The 20,065-nt window shown below is 65.5% G+C and carries 14 protein-coding genes, 1 tRNA gene and 1 pseudogene; 4 read left to right on the top strand and 12 right to left on the bottom strand.

Annotation, left to right across the window (positions count from 1 at the left end):
- Nucleotides 1–142 precede the first annotated feature (142 nt).
- A tRNA-Arg gene (locus ACLI1C_RS02090) sits at nucleotides 143–219 on the bottom strand.
- Nucleotides 220–856: 637 nt separating this feature from the next.
- On the opposite strand from ACLI1C_RS02090, the pseudogene ACLI1C_RS02085 reads away from it, so the two are divergent.
- Nucleotides 857–1,204 (top strand): annotated as a pseudogene (locus tag ACLI1C_RS02085) (transglycosylase SLT domain-containing protein); the annotation flags it as partial.
- A gap of 54 nt (nucleotides 1,205–1,258) precedes the next feature.
- Here ACLI1C_RS02085 and ACLI1C_RS02080 read toward each other — a convergent pair.
- Together ACLI1C_RS02080 and ACLI1C_RS02075 are read right to left on the bottom strand one after the other, a co-directional pair.
- A complete protein-coding gene (locus tag ACLI1C_RS02080; protein WP_411395196.1) occupies nucleotides 1,259–3,604 on the bottom strand; it encodes a PAS domain-containing protein in 2,346 nt (781 codons plus the stop codon).
- Nucleotides 3,601–5,133 carry an ATPase domain-containing protein gene (locus ACLI1C_RS02075; protein ID WP_411395195.1) on the bottom strand — a complete coding sequence of 511 codons (1,533 nt, stop codon included), beginning with the start codon at nucleotides 5,131–5,133 and terminating at the stop codon, nucleotides 3,601–3,603. Before ACLI1C_RS02075 ends, ACLI1C_RS02080 begins: the two co-directional genes overlap by 4 nt.
- A gap of 149 nt (nucleotides 5,134–5,282) precedes the next feature.
- On the opposite strand from ACLI1C_RS02075, the gene polA reads away from it, so the two are divergent.
- The 3 genes from polA to ACLI1C_RS02060 all read left to right on the top strand — a co-directional run bounded on the left by polA (nucleotide 5,283) and on the right by ACLI1C_RS02060 (nucleotide 10,507).
- Nucleotides 5,283–8,198 (top strand): DNA polymerase I, encoded by a 2,916-nt coding sequence (gene polA, locus ACLI1C_RS02070; protein WP_411395194.1) that lies wholly within the window; start codon nucleotides 5,283–5,285, stop codon nucleotides 8,196–8,198.
- 534 nt (nucleotides 8,199–8,732) lie between these two features.
- Complete coding sequence (locus tag ACLI1C_RS02065) at nucleotides 8,733–9,554, top strand: DUF1206 domain-containing protein (RefSeq protein ID WP_411395193.1); 822 nt, start codon at nucleotides 8,733–8,735, stop codon at nucleotides 9,552–9,554.
- A 473-nt stretch (nucleotides 9,555–10,027) separates the two neighbouring features.
- Nucleotides 10,028–10,507 carry a DUF1810 domain-containing protein gene (locus ACLI1C_RS02060; protein WP_411395192.1) on the top strand — a complete coding sequence of 160 codons (480 nt, stop codon included), beginning with the start codon at nucleotides 10,028–10,030 and terminating at the stop codon, nucleotides 10,505–10,507.
- Here ACLI1C_RS02060 and tsaE read toward each other — a convergent pair.
- The 9 genes from tsaE to ACLI1C_RS02015 form a co-directional block, all read right to left on the bottom strand.
- Nucleotides 10,504–10,929 carry a tRNA (adenosine(37)-N6)-threonylcarbamoyltransferase complex ATPase subunit type 1 TsaE gene (tsaE, locus tag ACLI1C_RS02055; RefSeq protein ID WP_411395191.1) on the bottom strand — a complete coding sequence of 142 codons (426 nt, stop codon included), beginning with the start codon at nucleotides 10,927–10,929 and terminating at the stop codon, nucleotides 10,504–10,506. The genes ACLI1C_RS02060 and tsaE overlap by 4 nt on opposite strands.
- Entirely contained in the window at nucleotides 10,929–13,322 is a 2,394-nt protein-coding gene (locus ACLI1C_RS02050; protein ID WP_411395190.1) for a PAS-domain containing protein, read from the bottom strand. The genes tsaE and ACLI1C_RS02050 overlap by 1 nt, the downstream gene beginning before the upstream one ends.
- A 474-nt stretch (nucleotides 13,323–13,796) precedes the next feature.
- Complete coding sequence (gene ahcY / locus ACLI1C_RS02045) at nucleotides 13,797–15,197, bottom strand: adenosylhomocysteinase (protein ID WP_411395189.1); 1,401 nt, start codon at nucleotides 15,195–15,197, stop codon at nucleotides 13,797–13,799.
- Between the two features lie 95 nt (nucleotides 15,198–15,292).
- Entirely contained in the window at nucleotides 15,293–15,796 is a 504-nt protein-coding gene (locus tag ACLI1C_RS02040; RefSeq protein ID WP_411395188.1) for a DUF2937 family protein, read from the bottom strand.
- A gap of 167 nt (nucleotides 15,797–15,963) precedes the next feature.
- Complete coding sequence (locus ACLI1C_RS02035; RefSeq protein WP_411395187.1) at nucleotides 15,964–16,275, bottom strand: HPr family phosphocarrier protein; 312 nt, start codon at nucleotides 16,273–16,275, stop codon at nucleotides 15,964–15,966.
- A 29-nt stretch (nucleotides 16,276–16,304) separates the two neighbouring features.
- Nucleotides 16,305–16,706: a PTS sugar transporter subunit IIA gene (locus tag ACLI1C_RS02030; RefSeq protein ID WP_411395186.1), complete on the bottom strand. Its 402-nt coding sequence runs from the start codon at nucleotides 16,704–16,706 to the stop codon at nucleotides 16,305–16,307.
- Nucleotides 16,707–16,884: 178 nt separating this feature from the next.
- Complete coding sequence (locus ACLI1C_RS02025; RefSeq protein ID WP_411395185.1) at nucleotides 16,885–17,355, bottom strand: HPr kinase/phosphorylase; 471 nt, start codon at nucleotides 17,353–17,355, stop codon at nucleotides 16,885–16,887.
- 9 nt (nucleotides 17,356–17,364) lie between these two features.
- Nucleotides 17,365–19,170, bottom strand: a complete 1,806-nt coding sequence (locus ACLI1C_RS02020) for a stimulus-sensing domain-containing protein (RefSeq protein ID WP_411398187.1) — start codon at nucleotides 19,168–19,170, stop codon at nucleotides 17,365–17,367.
- Nucleotides 19,171–19,184: 14 nt separating this feature from the next.
- Nucleotides 19,185–19,895 carry a response regulator transcription factor gene (locus ACLI1C_RS02015; protein ID WP_411395184.1) on the bottom strand — a complete coding sequence of 237 codons (711 nt, stop codon included), beginning with the start codon at nucleotides 19,893–19,895 and terminating at the stop codon, nucleotides 19,185–19,187.
- Nucleotides 19,896–20,065 lie beyond the last annotated feature (170 nt).

Here is a 20,065-nt window from a genome sequence, read left to right as displayed (position 1 = left end):
ACTTTTCCTGGTACCCAGGGCTGAGTGATGTGAGCGGAGCGGAGCGGGTTCTATTGCCATTCTGTTGCCAAGCCATCGACAGGCAGCGCGCCAGCTCGCGCAGCCTTATCCGATAAACCATTGATGTACTTAAAGAAATTATTGGCGCACCCGTCGCGATTCGAACGCGAGACCTCTGCCTTCGGAGGGCAGCGCTCTATCCAGCTGAGCTACGGGTGCATCCGTGGGCGCGGGGACGTGCCCCGGCTGAACAGGGCGCAACCTAACCAAAGCCGGTGATGGGCGCAACGGGGGTTTTCGTCCTTTTGTGGGGCGGCGGGCTTGGGGCGGGCCTGGCTTAGGGGCAAGGAGACAGCGTGAGGCAGTCACTCGCCGACTTCGGTGGGCGGGATACGCCTGTCTCCCCACCATGGCACTCACCGCCGTACAGCTCTCGTTTCTCCCCGCCCCGCCGCCTTGTCAGCCGTCGCGCTGTCTCCCTCAGCCCGCCCCGTCAGATTTTCGCAGAGACACAGGCTCCCCCGCCTTGGACACAGCCGTACTGCGACCCCCTCATATCCCCCGCCACGAACCTGCCATCAGTCTGCCGTTTTTGGCGCCTATCGCGCCACAGGGATAAATCTGCTAGAGTGTTGGCATGGCTTATAGAACGACGATCGGCAGCGGCACACGGCTCCTGGGCGCAATTACGCTGCTGGCACTGGCAGTTTCAGGCTGTTCGATGAGTTCGTTCAAGCCGGCCCCTGGCGGGGCTACTGCGGCCCTGGCCAGCTTTGCCACTCCGGCGACGCCGGCCGGCCATGTGCCCGATGCTGCCGTGGTGCCCGCGGCGCCCAGCGCGCTGGGCTATGCCAATGCCTCGCTCGATCCGCTGATCGCCCATTATTCCCAGCAATATGATGTGCCCGAGGCGCTGGTGCGCCGCGTCATCGTGCGCGAGAGCAATTACAATCCGGCGGCGCGCAACGGGCCCTATTACGGGCTGATGCAGATCAGCCATGCCACCGCCAAGGGCATGGGCTATCGAGGTTCGGCAGCGGGCCTGCTCGATGCCGAGACCAATCTGCGCTATGCGGTACGCTATCTGGCGGGCGCCTATATGACGGCGCGGGGCAATCATGACCAGGCCGTGCGGTTCTATTCCCGCGGTTACTATTACGACGCCAAGCGCGCCGGCCTGCTGGAGCAGACCGGCTTGCGCTAGCGGTCGGCGCAACCTCTCGTAACGATTTTCAGCCGGGTGCCGGCTGGCCGCGCCTCAGCCGGCGCGGCCGAGCAGCAGCCGCGAAATCTGGGTTTCAAGCTCCGCCTGCTGATAGGGCTTGGAGAGGCGCGGCAGGTCGGTGGTCGTGCCCGAAGGCAGGTCAGCATAGCCGGTTGCCAGCAGCACAGGCAGGTCCGGCCACAGGGCCCTGGCCTGCTCGGCCAGCTCCACGCCGGTCATGCCGGGCATGGCATAGTCGGTAATCAGCACATCGATGCGCTGGCCGCTGGAGAGGATTTCCAGCGCCTGCTTGCCCGAATAGGCTTCGAGGGCGGTATGGCCGAGGTCTTCGACCATATCGACCGTGCTCATATTGATCAGGGCGTCATCGTCCACGACCAGTATCGTGGAGGCCGCCGGAGCGGTGACGGTTTCTGCTGGCATTTCTGGCGCTTTCTCGACGGGGTCAGACGATATGGGCAGCCATAGCTCGGCCGTGGTGCCCTGTCCCAATTTACTGCTGAGCCGCAGGGCGCCGCCTAATTGGACGGCAAGCCCGTGAACCATGGAGAGGCCGAGGCCTGTCCCTTTGCCGAGCTCCTTAGTGGAGAAAAATGGCTCAATTGCGCTCTCCAGCGTGGCGGCATCCATGCCGGTGCCGGTGTCGCTGACCCGCAGCCGCAGATAGCGCCCGCGCAGCTCGGCGTCGCCGTCGCGCTGATCGAGCGCAAAGGTCAGCCTGCCGCCTTCGGGCATGGCGTCGCGGGCGTTGACGGCGAGGTTGAGAATGGCCAGTTCGAGCTGGTTGGGGTCCACCTTGGCGGGGGGCAGGTCGGAGGTGATGGCGTAGTCGACGGTGATGAGCGGGCCGATGGAGCGCTCCATCAGACCGCGCATGCCCTCGAGCAGGGCGCTGAGATCGGTCGGTTCGGGCTTGAGGTCCTGGCGCCGCGCAAAGGCCAGCAGGCGCGAGGTCAGCGAGGCGCCGCGATGCGCGCCCTTGAGGGCGCCGTCGATGAAGCGCTGGATCTGCGGATCGTCGGGCAGCCGCTTGCGCAGCAGTTCGAGATTGCCCTGTATGGCGGCCAGCAGATTGTTGAAGTCATGCGCCACGCCGCCGGTCAGCTGGCCGATGGTCTCCATCTTCTGGGCTTGGCGCAACTGCTCCTCGGCGCGGCGGCGTTCGGTCATCTCGCGGAAAAAGGCGGCCCCGCCCACGATCTGGCCCTCGCCGCCGCGCAAGGGCGCATGCTGGCTTTCCAGCACGACATTGCCGCTGGTCTGGGTGGTCAGCTCGATTTCCTCGATCGGTCCGGAAATGCCGGCCAGCGCATCGCGCAGGCGGTGCTCGATGCTGTCATGCTGACCATCGCCGATGACGCGGGCCAGCGGTCGCCCCAGGACGGCCGCTGCCGGCAGGCCGAAAATGCGTTCCATCACCGGGTTCCAGATGGTCACCCGCAGGTCGGTATCATAGGCCACAATGCCGGCCGGCACGCTGGTCAGCAGCAGGCCGGACAGGGCCCTCTCGCCGCGCAGCGCCTGCTGGGTGCGTTCGCGCTCGGCGGCAATCGCCGCCAGCAGCCGCTCGCGTTCGGCCTCGGCCGCCTTGCGCTGGGTGATGTCGGAGCTCACGCCCACCAGGGTCTGCGGTCGGCCGAAGCGATCGGGCAATACGCGGGCGCGGATATCGAGCCAGTGCAGGCTGTCATCGGGCCAGCGCACCCGGTGCTCGAGCACAAGGTCGGCGCCGGTATTGATCGCGTCATCCATGGCCCGCTGGAATTGCGGCTGGTCGGCCGGCAGCACGGCCTCGATCAGGTCGGCAAACAGGAAGGCATCGCCGTGCCGGCGCCCGTAATTGGACATGAACTGATCCGAGCCGGTCAGCCGGTGCTCGGCGATATCGAGTTCCCAGGAGCCCATGCGCCCGGCCAGCAGCGCGGTCTGCAGGCGCTGCTCGGCCTCGCGCATTTCTTCGAGATAGTGCTGCGCCTGGTACTGGCGGCGCCGCCCGCGCAGGGCATTGTCGACCACGTTGAGCAGGGTCGTGGGGTGGAATGGGCGGTCCAGCACGATGATATTGCCCAAGATCACCTGCAGTTGCGCGATCAGCGGCGTCAGGTCAGGGGTCTGGCCGCGCTCACTGAGGATGACAAAGGGAAAGTCCGACCAGGGCTCCTGCGCGTCGATCCAGCGCTTGAGCGGGGTCAGGTCGGCATATTGCAGGGCTTCGCCCGCAATGATGGCAAGGCCGGCGCCCTGTTCGAGGCCGGCCACGACCTCCGCTATGGAGCTGCATGCATCGGCCGCGCGGCCGGCATCGACGAGCAACCCGGCGGCAACCGCGCTGTCGCGGCCGCGGGGCGCCAGAATGAGCGCGCGTTCAGACCTGATCACACCCGGTTGTCTCCATTGGCAGGCCCGAAGCGGCTATCGCCCTCAGCGCCGAGCAGGGGATCGCTGCTGCCCGTATAGGTCGGCACGCCGCGCAGCACGCCCTGAAAATCCTCCAGCGGCTTGCCGATGGCGATGCCGCCACTGCCGATGCGGTATTCGCGAATCGTGTCTTCGTGACGGCCGCTGCGCTTCTTGATGACGGACATAGCACGGCGCACGCGTCCGGCGGCCTCGAAATAGCGCAGCAGGATGACGCTGTCGGCCAGATAGGTGATGTCGACCGGCGACTTCATGTCGCCCACCAGGCCATGCTGGGCCACGGTGATGAAGGTCGTGGCGCCCTGGCGGTTGAGATACTGCAGCAGCTCATGCATGTGCAGCAGCAGGCTCTGCTCCTCGGGCATGGAGGCCTGGTAGCCATTGAGGCTGTCGATGACCACGGTCTTGACCTGGGCCGCATCGACCCGGTGGCGCACGCGATGGGCAAATTCGCCGGGCGAGAGTTCGGCGGCGTCCACCTGCTCGATCAGCAGGTTGCCGCTTTTCTCCAGCCCCTCGAGGTCGATCCCCATGGCCTCGGCGCGGGCGAAGAGCAGGCCCAGTTCCTCGTCGAAGATGAACAGCGCCGCCTTTTCGCCGCGCTCCACCGCGGCACGGGCGAAATGCAGGGTCAGCAACGACTTGCCCGAGCCGGCGGGACCCAGCACGAGGGCGCTTGAGCCGCGCTCGACCCCGCCGCCCAGCAGGGCATCGAGCTCGGCAATGCGGCTGGTCAGGGGCGCACGATCGTAATGGGTGCGGTGTTCATTGGCCACGAGGCGCGGGAACACGTCGACACCCCCATGCTTGATGGTGAAATCGTGAAAGCCGCCGCGATAGGCCTGGCCGCGATATTTGATGACGCGCAGGCGGCGCCGCTCGGCGCCATAGGTGGGCGCCAGTTCCTCGAGCCGGATCACGCCATGGGCCACCGAATGGACGGTCTTGTCATTGGCTTCGCTGGTCAGATCGTCCAGCATCAGCACGGTGGCGCCATTGCGGGCAAAGTAGTGCTTGAGCAGCAGGATCTGGCGGCGATAGCGCAGCGAGCTCTGGGCCAACAAGCGGATTTCGGAGAGGCTGTCGAGCACTATGCGGTCGGGCTTGTGCCGTTCCACCACCTCGAACATGGCCTTGGTGGCCTCGCCCAGTTCGAGATCGGACGAATAGAGCAGGGTCTGCTGCTGCTCGCTGTCGAGCAGGCTTTCGGGCGGGGCCAGTTCAAAGATTTCGAACTTGTTGTCGATCTCCCAGCCATGCGAATTGGCGGTCAGGCGCAGTTCGGATTCGGTTTCCGACAGGGTGACATAGAGCCCGGTCTCGCCCTTGGCATGGCCCTCGAGCAAGAATTGCAGCGCAATGGTGGTCTTGCCGGTGCCGGGGCTGCCCTCGAGCAGGTAGAGGTGCCCGCGGGCAAGGCCACCCACAAGGATATTATCGAGCCCGGCAACGCCCAGCCTGGCCTTCTGGCTTTTCGTTATTTCCGACATGACGCTGCGTACCGTGCTCCTGACTGGGGCATTTCGCCCAATTCTTGGCAACGCCGCGAACTTGTGCCCGGTTCCCGACGCCGCGGCTCTTTTGCCGCCTCGCCAACTGCCCTAATGTCCCGCTTCGCTGCGAATACGGAATCGGTTTCATGCATCTGCTGCTCGTCGACGGCTCGGGTTATATCTTCCGCGCCTTTCACGCCCTGCCCCCGCTCAACCGCAAGTCCGACGGGCTGCCGGTGGGGTGCGTCCAGGGCTTCTGCAACATGCTGTGGAAGCTGATGGAAGACCTCAAGGGCGAGGACGAGCCGACCCATATGGCGGTGATCTTCGACGCCAAGGGCAAGACGTTTCGCGACGACTTCTTTCCCGATTACAAGGCGCAGCGCCCGCCGGCGCCCGAGGAGCTGGTGCCGCAGTTTCCGCTGACCCGCTCGGCCACGCGCGCCTTCAACATTCCCTCCATCGAAATGGAGGGCTGGGAGGCCGATGACATCATCGCCACCTATGCCTGCAATGCCCGCGCCGCCGGCGGCAAGGTGACCATCGTCTCGTCCGACAAGGACCTGATGCAGCTGGTGGAGCCCGATGGCTCCATCCGCCTGCTCGACACCATTCCCCGGCCCGGCCAGCCGCCGCTGCGCTGGATCGGCGTCGATGAGGTGTTCAACAAGTTCGGCGTCACACCCGACAAGGTGATCGACGTGCAGGCGCTGTGCGGCGACAGCGTCGACAACGTGCCCGGCGTGCCCGGCATCGGCATCAAGACGGCGGCCGAGCTGATCAATACCTATGGCGATCTCGAGACCCTGCTCGCGCGCGCCAGCGAGATCAAGCAGAATGCCAGGCGCGAAAAGCTCATCGCCAATGCCGAGCTGGCGCGGATTTCCAAGCGCCTCGTCACCCTCGAGCAGAAGGTGCCCGTCGCGCTCGATCTCGACGCATTGGCCCGCCAGCCGATCGAGCCGGGCAAGCTGTTTCCCTTCCTCAAGGCGATGGAATTTGCCACCATCACCAAGCGTCTCGCCGGCCTGATCGGTGCCGATCCCGACGCCTGGGAGCCCGATCCGGAGCTGGCGGTCAAGCAGGCCAGCCCGATCGGCTTCAACAACGAGGCCCGGGCCGAGGCCCGCGCCGCGCGTGCCGAGGCCGCCGGCAAGGCCGAGGCGCCGCTGGTGCTGCATGCCGCGGCCGAGCATGAGCGCATCAAGTCCATCCCCTGGACGCCCGAGGCCTATGAGATCATCCGCGACGCTGCGGGCCTGCAGCGCTGGATCGACGCCATCTACCGGACCGGCCATGTCGCCACCGATACCGAGACCACCGGGCTCGACAACCAGACGGCCGATCTCGTCGGTATCAGCTTTTCCATCCGCCCCGGCACGGGCGCCTATCTGCCGCTCGGCCATGCCAGCGGGGAAGGCGACATGTTCGGCACCGGCAAGGCGGAGGGGCAGATGGACATCCGCCTCGCGCTCGACATGCTGCGGCCGCTCTTTGCCGACCGCTCGATCCTCAAGATCTTCCACAATGCCAAATATGACCTGGGCCTGCTCGCCCGCTATGACATTGCGGTCAATTCCATCGATGACACGCTGCTGCTGAGCTATGCGCTCGATGGCCCGCAATACAACACCATGGCCGAGCTGGCCGATCACTGGCTGGGGGTACCCGGCACCTCGATCAAGGAGTTGATCGGCTCGGGCAAGGGGCAGATCACCTTTGCCCAGGTCGAGATCGACAAGGCGGCCCGCTATGCCGCCGAAGACAGCGACATGACCATCCGCCTCTGGCAGATCCTCAAGCCGCGCCTCGCCGCCGAGAACATGACCACGGTCTATGAAACCCTCGAGCGCCCCCTGGCCCCGGTGCTGGGCCGCATGGAGGGCCGCGGCATCCATGTCGACCGGCAGATTCTCGCGCGCCTGTCGGGCGATTTCGCCCAGCGCGCCGCCGCGCTCGAGGCCGAGGCCTATGAACTGGCCGGCTCCAGCTTCAACCTGGGCTCACCCAAGCAGCTGGGCGAAATCCTTTTCGACCGCATGGGCCTTGAAGGCGGCAGCAAGACCAAGACCGGCGCCTGGTCGACCGGCGCCGACGTGCTGGAAGACCTGGCGCTCAAGGGCGTACCGCTGGCCCGCACCATTGTCGACTGGCGCCAGCTCACCAAGCTGATGGGCACCTATACCGATGCCCTACCCAATTACATCAACCAGCGCACCGGCCGCGTCCACACTACCTATTCCCAGCATTCTGTGCTCACCGGGCGCCTATCGTCCAACGATCCCAACCTGCAGAACATCCCGGTCCGCACCAGTGACGGCCGCAAGATCCGCACCGCCTTCGTCGCCGCCCCGGGCAAGATCCTGATCAGCGCCGATTATTCCCAGATCGAGCTGCGGGTTCTGGCCCATATCGCCGATATCCAGGCGCTCAAGGATGCCTTCGAGGAGGGCCTCGACATCCATGCCATGACGGCGTCGGAAATGTTCGGCGTGCCGGTCGAAGGCATGCCGAGCGACGTGCGCCGCCGCGCAAAGGCGATCAATTTCGGCATCATCTACGGCATTTCCGCCTTTGGCCTCGCCAACCAGCTGGCCATTCCGCGCGGCGAGGCGGGCGACTATATCAAGACCTATTTCGAGCGCTTCCCCGGCATCAAGGACTATATGGACAGCCAGCGCCGGCGGGTGAAGGAAGACGGCTTCGTCACCACGATCTTCGGCCGCAAGATCAACTTCCCCAATGCCAATTCCTCCCATGCCGCCGAGCGCAGCTTTGTCGAGCGCGCCTCGATCAACGCCCCCATTCAGGGCTCGGCCGCCGACATCATCCGCCGCGCCATGATCCGCATGGAGCCAGAACTCAAGAAAGCCGGCGTCGAGGCCGACATGCTGCTGCAGGTGCATGACGAACTGATCTTCGAGGTCCCGCTCGGCACCGAGGAAGGGGCCATGACCGCCATCAAGCGCGTCATGGAAGGCGCCGCCGAGCCAGCAGTGCGGCTCTCCGTGCCGATCCAGGTGGATGCCCACGCGGCCCATAACTGGGATGAAGCGCACTGATCGACGGCCATAGGCAAAATCGCTCCGGTGGAGCGATTTTAGTCGATCAGGCCCGGAGAGCTACGCTCGCAGGGCCCGGACGCGCCGCATGCTCGATCAGCACCTCCCCCTTGATGGGCTCCGACCCGTCCCGCAGGGGCAAATCGCTCCGGTGGAGCGATTTGAGGCGAGGAGGATGGGAGGGGGTGACGGGAGCCCGACGTCAGTGCCAACCAACCCCCACCCTTGATCCCTCCCCACAAGGGAGGGAGACGATGAACATGGACGTCAGTGCCAGCGCCTCCCTCCCCTTGATGGGAGGGACCGAGGGTGGGGTGGAGCCCTGCGAACCGAAGAGGGAAGGCCACCATGCCCAAATGGTACCTCCCCGGCGGCGCCGCACCGCCGTTTCGCGCATCGGCGACGTGGTTCACCGCCAGACTGCCCCCTGGGCGCCTCGCAGCTGGTTAGCTTTCTACCCCCCGCAGGACGCGGCAACGGAACTACCCCGCCGCCCCGTCATTACCTTCCCGTCCCCCACGAGGAAGCGCCCCCATGTCCAATCATTTTGAAACGCTCGCCCGGCTCGGCTATGGGGCGCGCGGTGTTGTCTATCTGCTGCTGGGGGGCCTGGCCCTGGCCTCGGCCCTGTGGGGCGGGTCGGATGCGGAGGGGTCGTCCGACGCGCTGTCGAGCCTCCTCGGTCTGCCCTTCGGGCGCATCCTGCTCGGGCTCGTGGCGGTGGGGCTGTTTGGCTATGTGCTGTGGAAGATGGCGCAGGGCCTGCTCAATGCCGATGATCGCGACGATGACCTGGAAGGCTTTGCCAACCGGGCCGGGCAGCTGATTTCGGGCGGGGCGAACCTGTTTCTCGCGCTGAGCGCGGCGCGGCTGGCGCTGAGCCTGGGCGGCGACAGCGGCGGCGGCAATGGCGAGGAAACCGCCTCGGCCTGGCTGCTGCAGCAGCCCTTCGGCCCGTTCCTGCTCGGCGTCGTCGCCTGTGGCGTCCTGGCGGCCGGCGGCATCCAGGCCTGGTACGGGTTGACGCATGGCTATCGCAAACGGCTGTCGCTGCCGGCCGCGCATGCCAAGTGGATGGACCCGGTCTGCGCCTTCGGCCTTGTCGCCCGCGGCGTGGTCTTTGCCATTATCGGCGGCTTCCTGTTCTACGCGGCCTTCACCGTCTCGCCCGAGCAGGCCGGCGGCACGGCCGAGGCGCTGGACTATGTCCATGCCCTGCCCTTCGGCCCCTGGCTCTATGGCCTGGTCGCCCTGGGCCTTGTAGCCTTTGGCGCCTATAGCGTGATCGAGGGGCTCTATCGCCGCATCGATGCGCCGGGCGTCAGCGACCTGCGCAACGCCGTCCCCGGCGCCTGAGCCGCCGACAGGGCTGCAACGATGGCCCCCTCATCCACCCAATCCTACCTCCCCCCTCCAGGGGGAGGTTTCTCTCCACTCATTTGACTCGATCCAGCCCCACCCACCATCATCCCCAACTTATCCCGCTCCGGCGGGCTGGCGTAGAATAGGCCCGTCACCCCGCACGGGCGGCCTGCAGGCGAACAGTGGCTGGGGTGGGCCGGGCGTGGGTTTTGCCTCTCACGCAGGTTCGAGTGCCGGCCGCAGCATGCGAGCGTTCATGCTGCGCGATAACCGGTCCTGTTCCAAAAACCGGCACCCCAGGGCGGGTGTCGTCTCGTTTTAAATTTACCAGAGGCGAAAGCCGCCTCGGGGTCCGTCCGCTTTTGAAAACCGCGCTGCAGGCGGCGCTCGCGGCTGCCCGCCTCCAAGCGCTCACAATTGCGCAATAGCGTCGTCGCTTCATTGTCGCCTGAGGGGAGCGCCAAGCCATGCCAGAACATCTCGCCGCCACGCCCAATCCTGCCCATGTCCGGCCGCAGGCGGGCGGGCTCATCGCCCGCTTTCTCGATGCGCAGAACCATGTCTATCCGCAGGTGCTGCATGAGCTGCGCACCGGGCAGAAGCGCAGCCACTGGATGTGGTTCATCTTCCCGCAGATTGCCGGGCTGGGCCACAGCGCCATGGCCGAGCGCTTCGCTATCGGCGATCTCGAGGAGGCCCGGGCCTATCTGGCCCATCACATCCTCCATATACGCCTGCAGGAATGCACCAGCGCCGTGCTGCTGCATGCGCCCGGCGCCGCCGCGCCGCGCACGCTGGGCCAGATCTTCGGCGCGCCGGACGATCGCAAGTTCCATTCCTCGATGACGCTGTTTCACCGCGCCGATCCGGATGAGGCCCTGTTCACCCAGGCGCTCGACGCCTTCTTCGATGGCGCAGAGGACCAGGCGACCCTCGACCGGCTCTAGCGCTGCGGGCGGGTCACCGAGACCAGCCGGCATTCGCCGCCGGGCGGAATGGCGAGGGCAACGACCAGCGTCGCCGCCGCGACGATTTCCGGCGCGCGCTCGGCCCATTCGACCAGCACGATCGCCTCGGGATTGTCGAGCAGCCCCAGCTCCTCCACCTCGCGCGGATCGCCAAGCCGGTAGAGATCGGCATGCAGCACCGGGCCCCGGGCCGTGTCATAGGGCTGCACCAGCGCAAAGGTGGGCGAGGGCACGTCGAGAAGCGGATCGCCGGCGAGGCTGCGGATGATGGCGCGGGCCAGGGCCGTCTTGCCGGCCCCGAGATCGCCCTCGAGCAGCACGAGGTCGCCCGGCGCGAGGTCTGCCGCCAGCTCGGCCCCCAGGGCTGCGGTGGCGGCGTCGTCGGGCAGCAGCGTCGCCATTATTCGGCGACGCCGGCCATGGCGCTGTCGCGCGGCAGGTTGACGATGATCCGGCTGCCGCGCGGCTCGCGCTTCTCGGCACTGATTGTGCCGCCATGCAGGTTGACGAAGGTCTTGACGATGGCCAGCCCCAGCCCCGCGCCACGCTGGCGGCCGGAGGGCGTATCGATGCGGGTCTGGATCGCGGCGCGCATCTCGTCGGTGACGCCCGGGCCCTCATCCTCGATGATGAACAGCATGCGGTCGGCCCGCAGGCTGACCGAAAGCCGGATTTCCCCGCCCGGCGGGGAGAAGCGGGCGGCATTGGAGAGCAGGTTGTACAGCACCTGCACGATGCGCGTGCCATCGGCGATGAAGGGAGGCATGCCCTCCTCGATATCGACCACGAGGTTGATCGGCTTCTCGCCCGAGATTTCGGGGAAGGTCGCCGAAAGCCCGGCCTTGGCCTTGTCGACCAGGCCATGCACGTCGAGCAGTTCGGGCCGCAGTTCGGCAATGCCGGCATCGACCGAGGCGAGGTCGAGAATATTGTCGATCAGCACACCGAGGGTCACCGAGGAGGCGCGGATATAGTCGATATAGGCGCGCTGCCGCTCGTTGAGATTGTCGCCCTCGCTGCCCGCCAAAAGGTCGGCAAAGCCGATGATATTGGTCAGCGGGCTGCGCAATTCGTAGGAGACGTTCTCGACGAAGGCGTCCTTGAGCAGGTCGGCAGCGACCAGGGCGTCGTTGCGCTCCTTGAGCACCTTGGAATAGCTGGCGCTCTCGGTCACATCGAGAAAGGTCATCATGGTCTGCCCGTCGGGCAGGCGGGTGATCGCATAATCGAGCAGCCGCCCGTCCGAGCGGTTGAGCCGGCCGGTCTGGTCGGAGCGGGTGGGGTTGAGGTCGATGATGCCGCGCTTGAGATTGCGCCAGATGCTGGCGCCGTCCTCGGGAATGGCCCTGCCGCTGGCTTCGGCGATCTGGTCGATATGGGGGTGCTGCCCCAGCGTATTCATCGGCAGCTTCCACAGCGCCGAGAGGCGCGGATTGGACAGAGCCAGCCGGCCATTGGTGCCGAACACTGCCACGGCCTCGCTCAGCGCATTGATGGTTTCGCGCTGCACATTGGAAAAGGCCTTGTTGGCCGATTCCAGCTTGAGCCGCTCGGTAATGTCCTCAAAGACATAGATCACCCCGCCCGCCGCGCCGGCCGGCGCCGAAACCACCTTGATGGTGCGCCCGTCCGGCAGGTGCCAGGGCTCGTTCTCATGCGGGGACTTGCGGGTGTAGGATTCAAGGTGCTTGGTGCGCCAGGTCTGGTAGTCGACCTGGTTGGGCAGCATGCCCTCGGTGCGCAGCTTGTCGAGAATAGCCCGTTCGTCCAGTCCGGGCACGAGGAAGGTGCGGCTCAGACCCCACAGACTGGCATAGGCCTCGTTGAACTGCACCAGTTCGCGCTTGGCGTTGAAGATGGCGATGGGCGTGGTCAACGCGCCGATAATGCCGCCAATATGGGCCAGCCCGATGGCGGCCGGGCGGCTGGCGTCATCCTCGAGCGGACGGAGATAGCCGGCGCGGCCACCGGCAACGGCAAATTCCACCAGTTCGAAGGCGCCCTGCCCGGGCCAGGACACCGGCAGCTGCGCCGGTTTGTCGCCAGCGGAACAGTCCATGATATGCTGCTTGAGCTGGGCGGTATCGAGCAGTTCGGGCGGCGCGCTTTCGCTGCCATTCTTGCCCAGCGCCTTGGCCAGCTGCAGATAGGCGGCATTGGCATAGACCAGCCGATATTTGAAATCGCGCGCAAAGGCCGGGTTGGGCAGGGCAGCCAGCACGGCGCGCACGCTGCTCTGGTCGCCCGTTGCCGCGGCCGCCACCAGCGTCGGTTCGGCACCTGGCTGCAGGAAGGCGGGCCGCAGGCGCATAGCGGCGCCGCCACCCAGCACCCAGCCATTGGCGCGGATCAGCCTGCCGTCGAGCGCATTGAGGCTGACACCGAAGGCGTGGCCATGCACCCGCAGGTCCTCGAGCAATCGCGCCAGCTTGTCGGCATCGCCGGCACTGAGCCAGCTGGGAAAGTTCAGCACGCTTTCGGGCTGCCGGCCAATGGGCAGCACGGCAGACGCCTGGCCCAGCAGCTTGGCCTGGCCGTCATTGTTCTCGGTCCAGAGGATCGTGACTTCGCGCGTCCCCGACAGCAGCGCTTCATATTCATCGACCAGCGCCCGCAGGCTGGCAATCTGCTCGCCGGCGCGATGGCGGGCGACCTTGCCATTGACCAGCATGGTGCGGACCACGGCCATGGCGAGCAGGGCGAAGGCCCCTGCCCCGGCGGCGACAGCCAGCGGCGCGGCGCCGACAAAGTTGGCCGGGGTGATGCCCTGCGCCAGCGCCGGGACCGCCGTCATCAGGGTAAGAGGGGCTGTCGCGAGTAGTGCGAATCCCCAATGCTTCCGGAAGTGATCCGGCGCCATGCGCTGCCCTCTAGGTCTGTTTATCGTTGCCAGCCCGGTTCGCAAAAGAACCGGTACGCCTGCACTTGAGCGAAGTGGCCAAACGCGGAGTCCCAAAGGAATCCAACCATCTCCAAACCGGTTGCATGTCCCCCAGCACCCGAATCACCTTGACCATACCGGCCCGGGGAATCGCCTAAAAGAGTCTTAATGAATCCCTATTGCGGGCAAGCAGGCATATCGGCCCTTGACGCAGAACGAAGCAGGAACCCTTCGAACCGGTCGCGTCGCGGCAAATCGCTCGAATGGCGCGACGCCGCCGACGACCACGGGGAGCGCTGAGATCGGGGCCAATCACCCCCAGCCAAGGCATGCAAACAAGAACGCCCGCGGCCGAGGCCGCGGGCGGGATGTAAATCGCAGTCGAACTCAGTAGCGGTATTCGCCCGACTTGAACGGCCCGTCGGTCGAAACGCCGATATAATCGGCCTGGTCCTTGGTCAGCTTGGTCAGCTTGGCGCCCAGCTTGGCCAGGTGCAGTTCGGCGACCTTTTCGTCGAGATGCTTGGGCAGGACATGCACCTTCTTCTCGAGCTTTTCGCCATTGGTCCACAGTTCGATCTGGGCCAGCGTCTGGTTGGAGAAGCTGGCGCTCATCACGAAGCTGGGGTGGCCGGTGGCATTGCCCAGGTTCACGAGACGACCTTCCGACAGCAGAAGCAGGCGCTTGCCATCGGGCTTTTCGATCATGTCGACCTGTGGCTTCACATTGGTCCACTTGAAGTTGCGCAGGGCGGCAACCTGGATCTCGTTGTCGAAGTGGCCGATATTGCAGACGATGGCCATGTCCTTGAGGTTGCGCATGTCGTCGAGCGTCAGCACATCCTTGTTGCCGGTCGCGGTGACGACGATGTCGGCACGCGGGGCGGCATCGGCCAGCGTCACGACCTCGAAGCCCTCCATGGCGGCCTGCAGGGCGCAGATAGGGTCGACTTCGGTGACGAGCACGCGAGCGCCAGCGCCGCGCAGCGATTCCGCCGAGCCCTTGCCAACGTCGCCATAGCCGCAGACCACGGCGACCTTGCCGGCCATCATCACGTCGGTGCCGCGACGAATGGCGTCGACCAGCGATTCACGCGTGCCATACTTGTTGTCGAACTTGGACTTGGTGACCGAGTCATTGACGTTGATGGCCGGGAAGGGCAGCTCGCCCTTGGCGTGCAGCTGGTAGAGGCGCATCACGCCCGTCGTGGTCTCTTCCGAAACGCCGCGGATGGCCGCGCGAATGGTCGAGAAGAAGTTCGGCGACTTGGCCAGGCGCCGCTTGATGGTGGCGAAGAAGATTTCCTCTTCCTCATTGCCCGGCTTGTCGAGAATGGAGATGTCCTTTTCGGCCTTGGCGCCGGTCAGGATATACATGGTGGCGTCGCCGCCATCGTCGAGGATCATGTTGGGCGTGGCGCCCGGCCAGTCCATCATGCGGTCGGTGAAGTCCCAGTATTCTTCCAGCGTCTCGCCCTTATGGGCAAAGACCGGGATGCCGGCGGCGGCGATGGCCGCGGCAGCGTGATCCTGGGTCGAGAAGATGTTGCACGAAACCCAGCGCACTTCGGCGCCGAGCGCCACGAGGGTTTCAATCAGCACGGCCGTCTGGATGGTCATGTGCAGCGAGCCGGCGACGCGGGCGCCCTTGAGCGGCTGGGCGGCGGCGAATTCCTCGCGGATGGCCATTAGGCCCGGCATTTCGATTTCGGCGATTTCGATTTCCTTGCGGCCAAAGCCGGCAAGGGAAATGTCCTTGACCGCATAATCGGTCGATTGGGTGGTCATGGTTGAGCTCCGGGCGCAATGAGGATCGTTGCCCCTGCTATACGCAAGGGCGCGATCCGGATCAACCGGAGACATAAAGAAATGTTTATATCTGACTACCGATAGGCGGGATAGCGGCGCCGGAACGGCATGCTGGCAAAGCGCCACAGGCCCGACAGCATGAGATAGCCCAGGATGAAACCGCCACCGGCGTAGAGAATGCCCTCCATGGTGACGGGCACGGCCGGTCGGTAATTCTCCAGCGTGCGCTGGCCGATATCGGTATCGAGGTAGGCGGGCAGCGATTGCAGCCGTTCCACGGCGCCCGCGCCCTCGATGCGGGCCAGCGTGGCACTGAGATTGTCGTAGCGCTGGAAGGTGGCGGTCATCGAGGTGCCGCGGCCGGCCAGAAAATCGTCATTGGAGGCATTGTAACGCGCCAGCGCCGCTGGCCGGTCGAGCCCGCCGGCCGCCGCCGCGCGGTCGAAATCCTCGGTGATGACGCGCAGCTCATCCACCGCCCCACCCAGGCGCTGGGTATATTGCTGGGCATATTCAGGAAATTGACTGAGGACGACAGCGAGGCTCAGTCCGCCAATTCCGGCAACAATCCGCCGCATGCGCTTCTCCAGGTTCCCGCCAGTCAATGTGAGAGAAGCCAGAGCGTTCCGCAATGGCTGAGGGATGATGCAATCCGACCTCACCCACCGGCTGGGTCTACCTCCCCATTGTGGGGAGGGTGTGAGGCGGTGATGGCCACTGGTCTCCAGGCGACTGAATTCGCGCCCTACTCGACCGCCCCGTCGCTGTCCTCGTCAAAGCCGTTGTTGACCAGCTCGACAATGGCTTCCAGGGCCTCGCGGGCCTGTTTGCCGCTGGCCTGGACCAGGATGGTGCTGCCCGGGCCGGCGCCCAGCATCATCAGGCCCATGATGGAATTGCCGTTGACCGACGTGCCATCCTTGATGACGTTGATCGAGGCGTCGAAGCATTCGGCCGTGCGCACGAAGCGGGCCGAGGCACGGGCATGCAGGCCCTTGCGGTTGACGATGGTCAGCTGTTGGGCGACCGCCCGGCTGCCGCCGGCAGCCCCGTCCATCAGAGCGCTCTCCGGCGGGCAGGGGCCATTTAGGTCGCTCCGAGGATGGAATTGGCGACGGTGATATATTTGCGGCCCGCTTCCTGAGCCAGGTTCACCGCATCCTTGATGGCCATGTCGCCCCGCACGCGGCCGAGCTTGACCAGCATGGGCAGGTTGACCCCGGCGATCACTTCGACCACCCGGTTCTGCATGACGGAAATGGCGAGATTGGATGGGGTGCCGCCAAACATGTCGGTGAGAATGATGACACCGGCGCCGTCATCGGCCCGATCGACCGCCGCAAGGATGTCGTTGCGCCGGTTTTCCATATTGTCGTCGGGACCGATCGCGATGGTTTCGCAGAAGTCCTGCGGCCCCACGACATGCTCGAGAGCCGACTTGAATTCGTTGGCAAGCGCACCGTGCGTCACCAGAACCAGACCAATCATGCAACGTCCCCAGCCTGCCGGATCACACCAATGACATGGCGCTCACGGCATTCCAGTAAATTCTGCCCCCTGTCCACATGACGCTCAAAACAGGCGCCACGCAAACCCGAACCCGGCCCAGCAGGACGAGCATGATTCAGTTTCGGCTCGGATGGCACGGGATTCAAGTGGTATTTTGTCACGGCGCGGCCGTCTCGGCTGCGAGCGCCGCGATGGCTTCGACCACCAGCAGGACCTGGTGGCCCAGGCTGATGACATCGCCATAGGGGACCGGAGCGCGGGCGAGCCTGGTCCCGGCGATCTCGGTCACCATGGCGTCTTCCTCGAGCATGCGCACCAGGTCCGGGACCAGGTCGATCACCAGATGGAGCGTCACGAGGCTCTTGTGCGGTCGCCGGATGATGCCGCGCCCGCGCAGCTCGATAAGGCCGGCGAGGCTCTCGGGCGCCCGCATGCTGAGATCGCGCCCGGTCTGCACCAGGTCGACACGATCATCGGAGACGAGAAAAGCCGGCAGGCCGCGGCCCTCCCAGCGGTCGAGCAGGGACAGGGCAAGGACCGACTTGCCGGCCCCTGACTGGCCGCGCAACAGCAGGCCGGTGGACCCCAGAAGCAGCCCCGTGCCGTGCACATTGGTGGGTTTGTTCATGGCGCCAGTCTATTTGCGGGCGCGGGGCAACACAACCGTGAACACCGCGCCGGAGCGATCCTCGCGATTGCGTGCGCGGATCGTGCCCTTGTGGGCTTCCACGATCTGCTTGGAAATCGACAGGCCCAGCCCCGAATGATCGCCGAAGCTCTCGGTATCGGGGCGGTCGGTGTAAAAGCGCTGGAAGATCTTGCCGAAGTCGCCAGTGATGCCGCGCCCCTCGTCGGTCACGGTCACGGTGATCTGTTCGGGGTCGGTGACCAGGGCCACGCGCACCACCCCGCCCTCGGGCGAGAAGGAAACCGCATTGTCGATCAGGTTGGCAAAGACCTGGGCCAGCCGGCTTTCATGCCCGTTGATCACGGCCGCGCCCTTGCCGACGCGCTTGTCCATGACCACGGTGATGCCGCGCCCCAGCGCCATGTCCTTCTGGATCGAGACCATGGCCTCGGCCAGCTTTTCCACATCGACCCGCTCGGAGCCTTCGCGCGCCAGCTCGGCGTCGAGCCGGCTGGCGCTGGAAATGTCGGTGATCAGCCGGTCGAGGCGCTTGACGTCATGCTGGATGATGGCGTTGAGCCGCTCGCGGTCCTCGGCGCGCTTGGCCAGGGGCAGCGTTTCCACGGCGCTGCGCAGCGAGGTCAGCGGGTTCTTGAGCTCATGGGCCACGTCGGCGGCAAAGCGTTCGATGGCCTCGATGCGGTTGTAGAGCGCATCGGTCATGCGGCGCAGCGCCCCGCTGAGATGCCCGATCTCGTCGGGCCGGTCGGTGAAATCGGGGATTTCCGCGCGGGCATTGCCGGCGGTCTGCACCCGCTCGGCAGCCTCGGAGAGCCGTCGCATCGGCCCGGCTATGGTGCCGGCCATCAGCAGCGAGAGCACGATCTGCACGCCCGCGGCGATCATGGCGATGCGCAGGATGCTCCAGCGCTCCTGCGCTACGATGGAGTCGATATCGCCCGGCGCGGTCGACAGCAGGATCGCCCCGACGACGGCACGCAGGCGCTGCACCGGCACGGCCACCGACACGACCAGCTGGTTCTGCGCGTCGACGCGCACGAAATCGGCCGGGGCACCGGCCAGGGCCGAGGCGACCTCGGGATAGCGGCTGCCTTCGTTGATGCCATATTCCTGGTATTTGGGGAAATTGTCGCCCGGCACCCAGCTCAGCACGGCATTCCACCAGTCCCACAGGAAGAAGTCGTTGCCCTTGGTCTCGATGACCTGCCGGATCACCTCGCCGCGGGCATAGATATTGTCGCTGTCGAGGATCATCAGCCCGCCCTGGTCGTAGATGCGGGCGCGGGTGCGGGTCGGGGTGATCAGGTTGCGCAGCAGCGGCGCCACCCGCTCGGGGCTGATGGGGAATTCCAGGCTCGGATCGAAATAGGAGAGCGAGGACACCGTGCCGTCGCCCTGCAATTGCAGCAGCCGGTCGGGATTGACCGAGATCACGTCGCTGTCGGCGGTGGCCGAGGCGGCGATGGCGGCGGCGATGATCTCGCCCTGCACGCGCAGCGACTGCACGCGGGCGTCGATCAGCCCGGCGCGCCACTGGTTGAGATAGAGAATGCCCACCACCAGCACCAGGAGGCCCGCCAGGTTGAGCACGATGATGCGCTGGGTGAGGCTGGAAAAGATGGTGAAGTTGAGAAAGCGGCCAATGGCGCTACTGACCTTATAGGCCGGCGCCAGCACCAGCCGCCACCGGTTGGCAGCGGACTGCCGCTCCGGCTTGGGCGCAGGCTCGTCCGGCCCCGGCGCGCGCCACTCGGACGACGCGTCGGGCTTGTCATGCAGATCCGGATCGAGGATGGCCACTTTGGTGCCTATTGCTCCTTGAAGCGATAGCCGACGCCATACAGCGTCTCGATCATTTCGAAGTCGTCGTCAGTTGCCTTGAACTTCTTGCGCAGCCGCTTGATGTGGCTGTCGATGGTGCGGTCGTCGACATAGACCTGGTCGTCATAGGCGGCGTCCATCAGCGCATTGCGCGACTTGACCACGCCCGGGCGCAGGGCCAGCGCCTGGAGGATGAGGAATTCGGTGACGGTCAGCGTCACGCGCTGCCCCTTCCAGGTGCAGGTGTGGCGCTCTTCGTCCATGACCAGCGCGCCGCGCTCGATCAGTGCCTTGGCGCCCACTTCCTGGGTGCCGGGGGGCGTGGAGGGATCGCGCGGCGCGGAGCGGCGCAGGATGGCCTTGACGCGCTCGACCAGCAGCCGCTGGCTGAAAGGCTTGGTGATGAAGTCGTCGGCGCCCATCTTGAGCCCGAACAGTTCGTCGATTTCCTCGTCCTTGGATGTGAGGAAGATCACCGGCACATCGGATTTCTGGCGCAGGCGGCGCAGCAGTTCCATGCCGTCCATGCGCGGCATCTTGATGTCGAGGATAGCCAGGTCCGGCTTATCCGTCGTCAGGCCCTCGAGGCCCGAGGCACCGTCGGTATAGGTAGCGACCTGATATCCCTCAGCCTCCAGCGTCAGCGAGACGGAGGTCAGAATATTGCGGTCGTCATCTACCAGGGCGATCTTTGGCATGAGCTGCCTTTCTTGTTCGGACGCTTGCAAACATGCGGCACTATTGGCCGGATGCATGCTTGCAGGCGACAAATACGCATTAAATAAGGCGCGGCCAAGGGCAGCATGCGGTCCGGTGCGATGTTTGGACGCGATGCAACTTCAGTCTTACGACCGATTTCGGGATGGTT

The sequence above is a fragment of the Devosia sp. XGJD_8 genome (assembly GCF_046614475.1).
In the GTDB taxonomy this organism is placed as follows: Bacteria; Pseudomonadota; Alphaproteobacteria; order Rhizobiales; family Devosiaceae; genus Devosia.
Note: the sequence above shows the minus strand (reverse complement) of the source record. Positions and strands in the feature narration are given on the sequence as shown.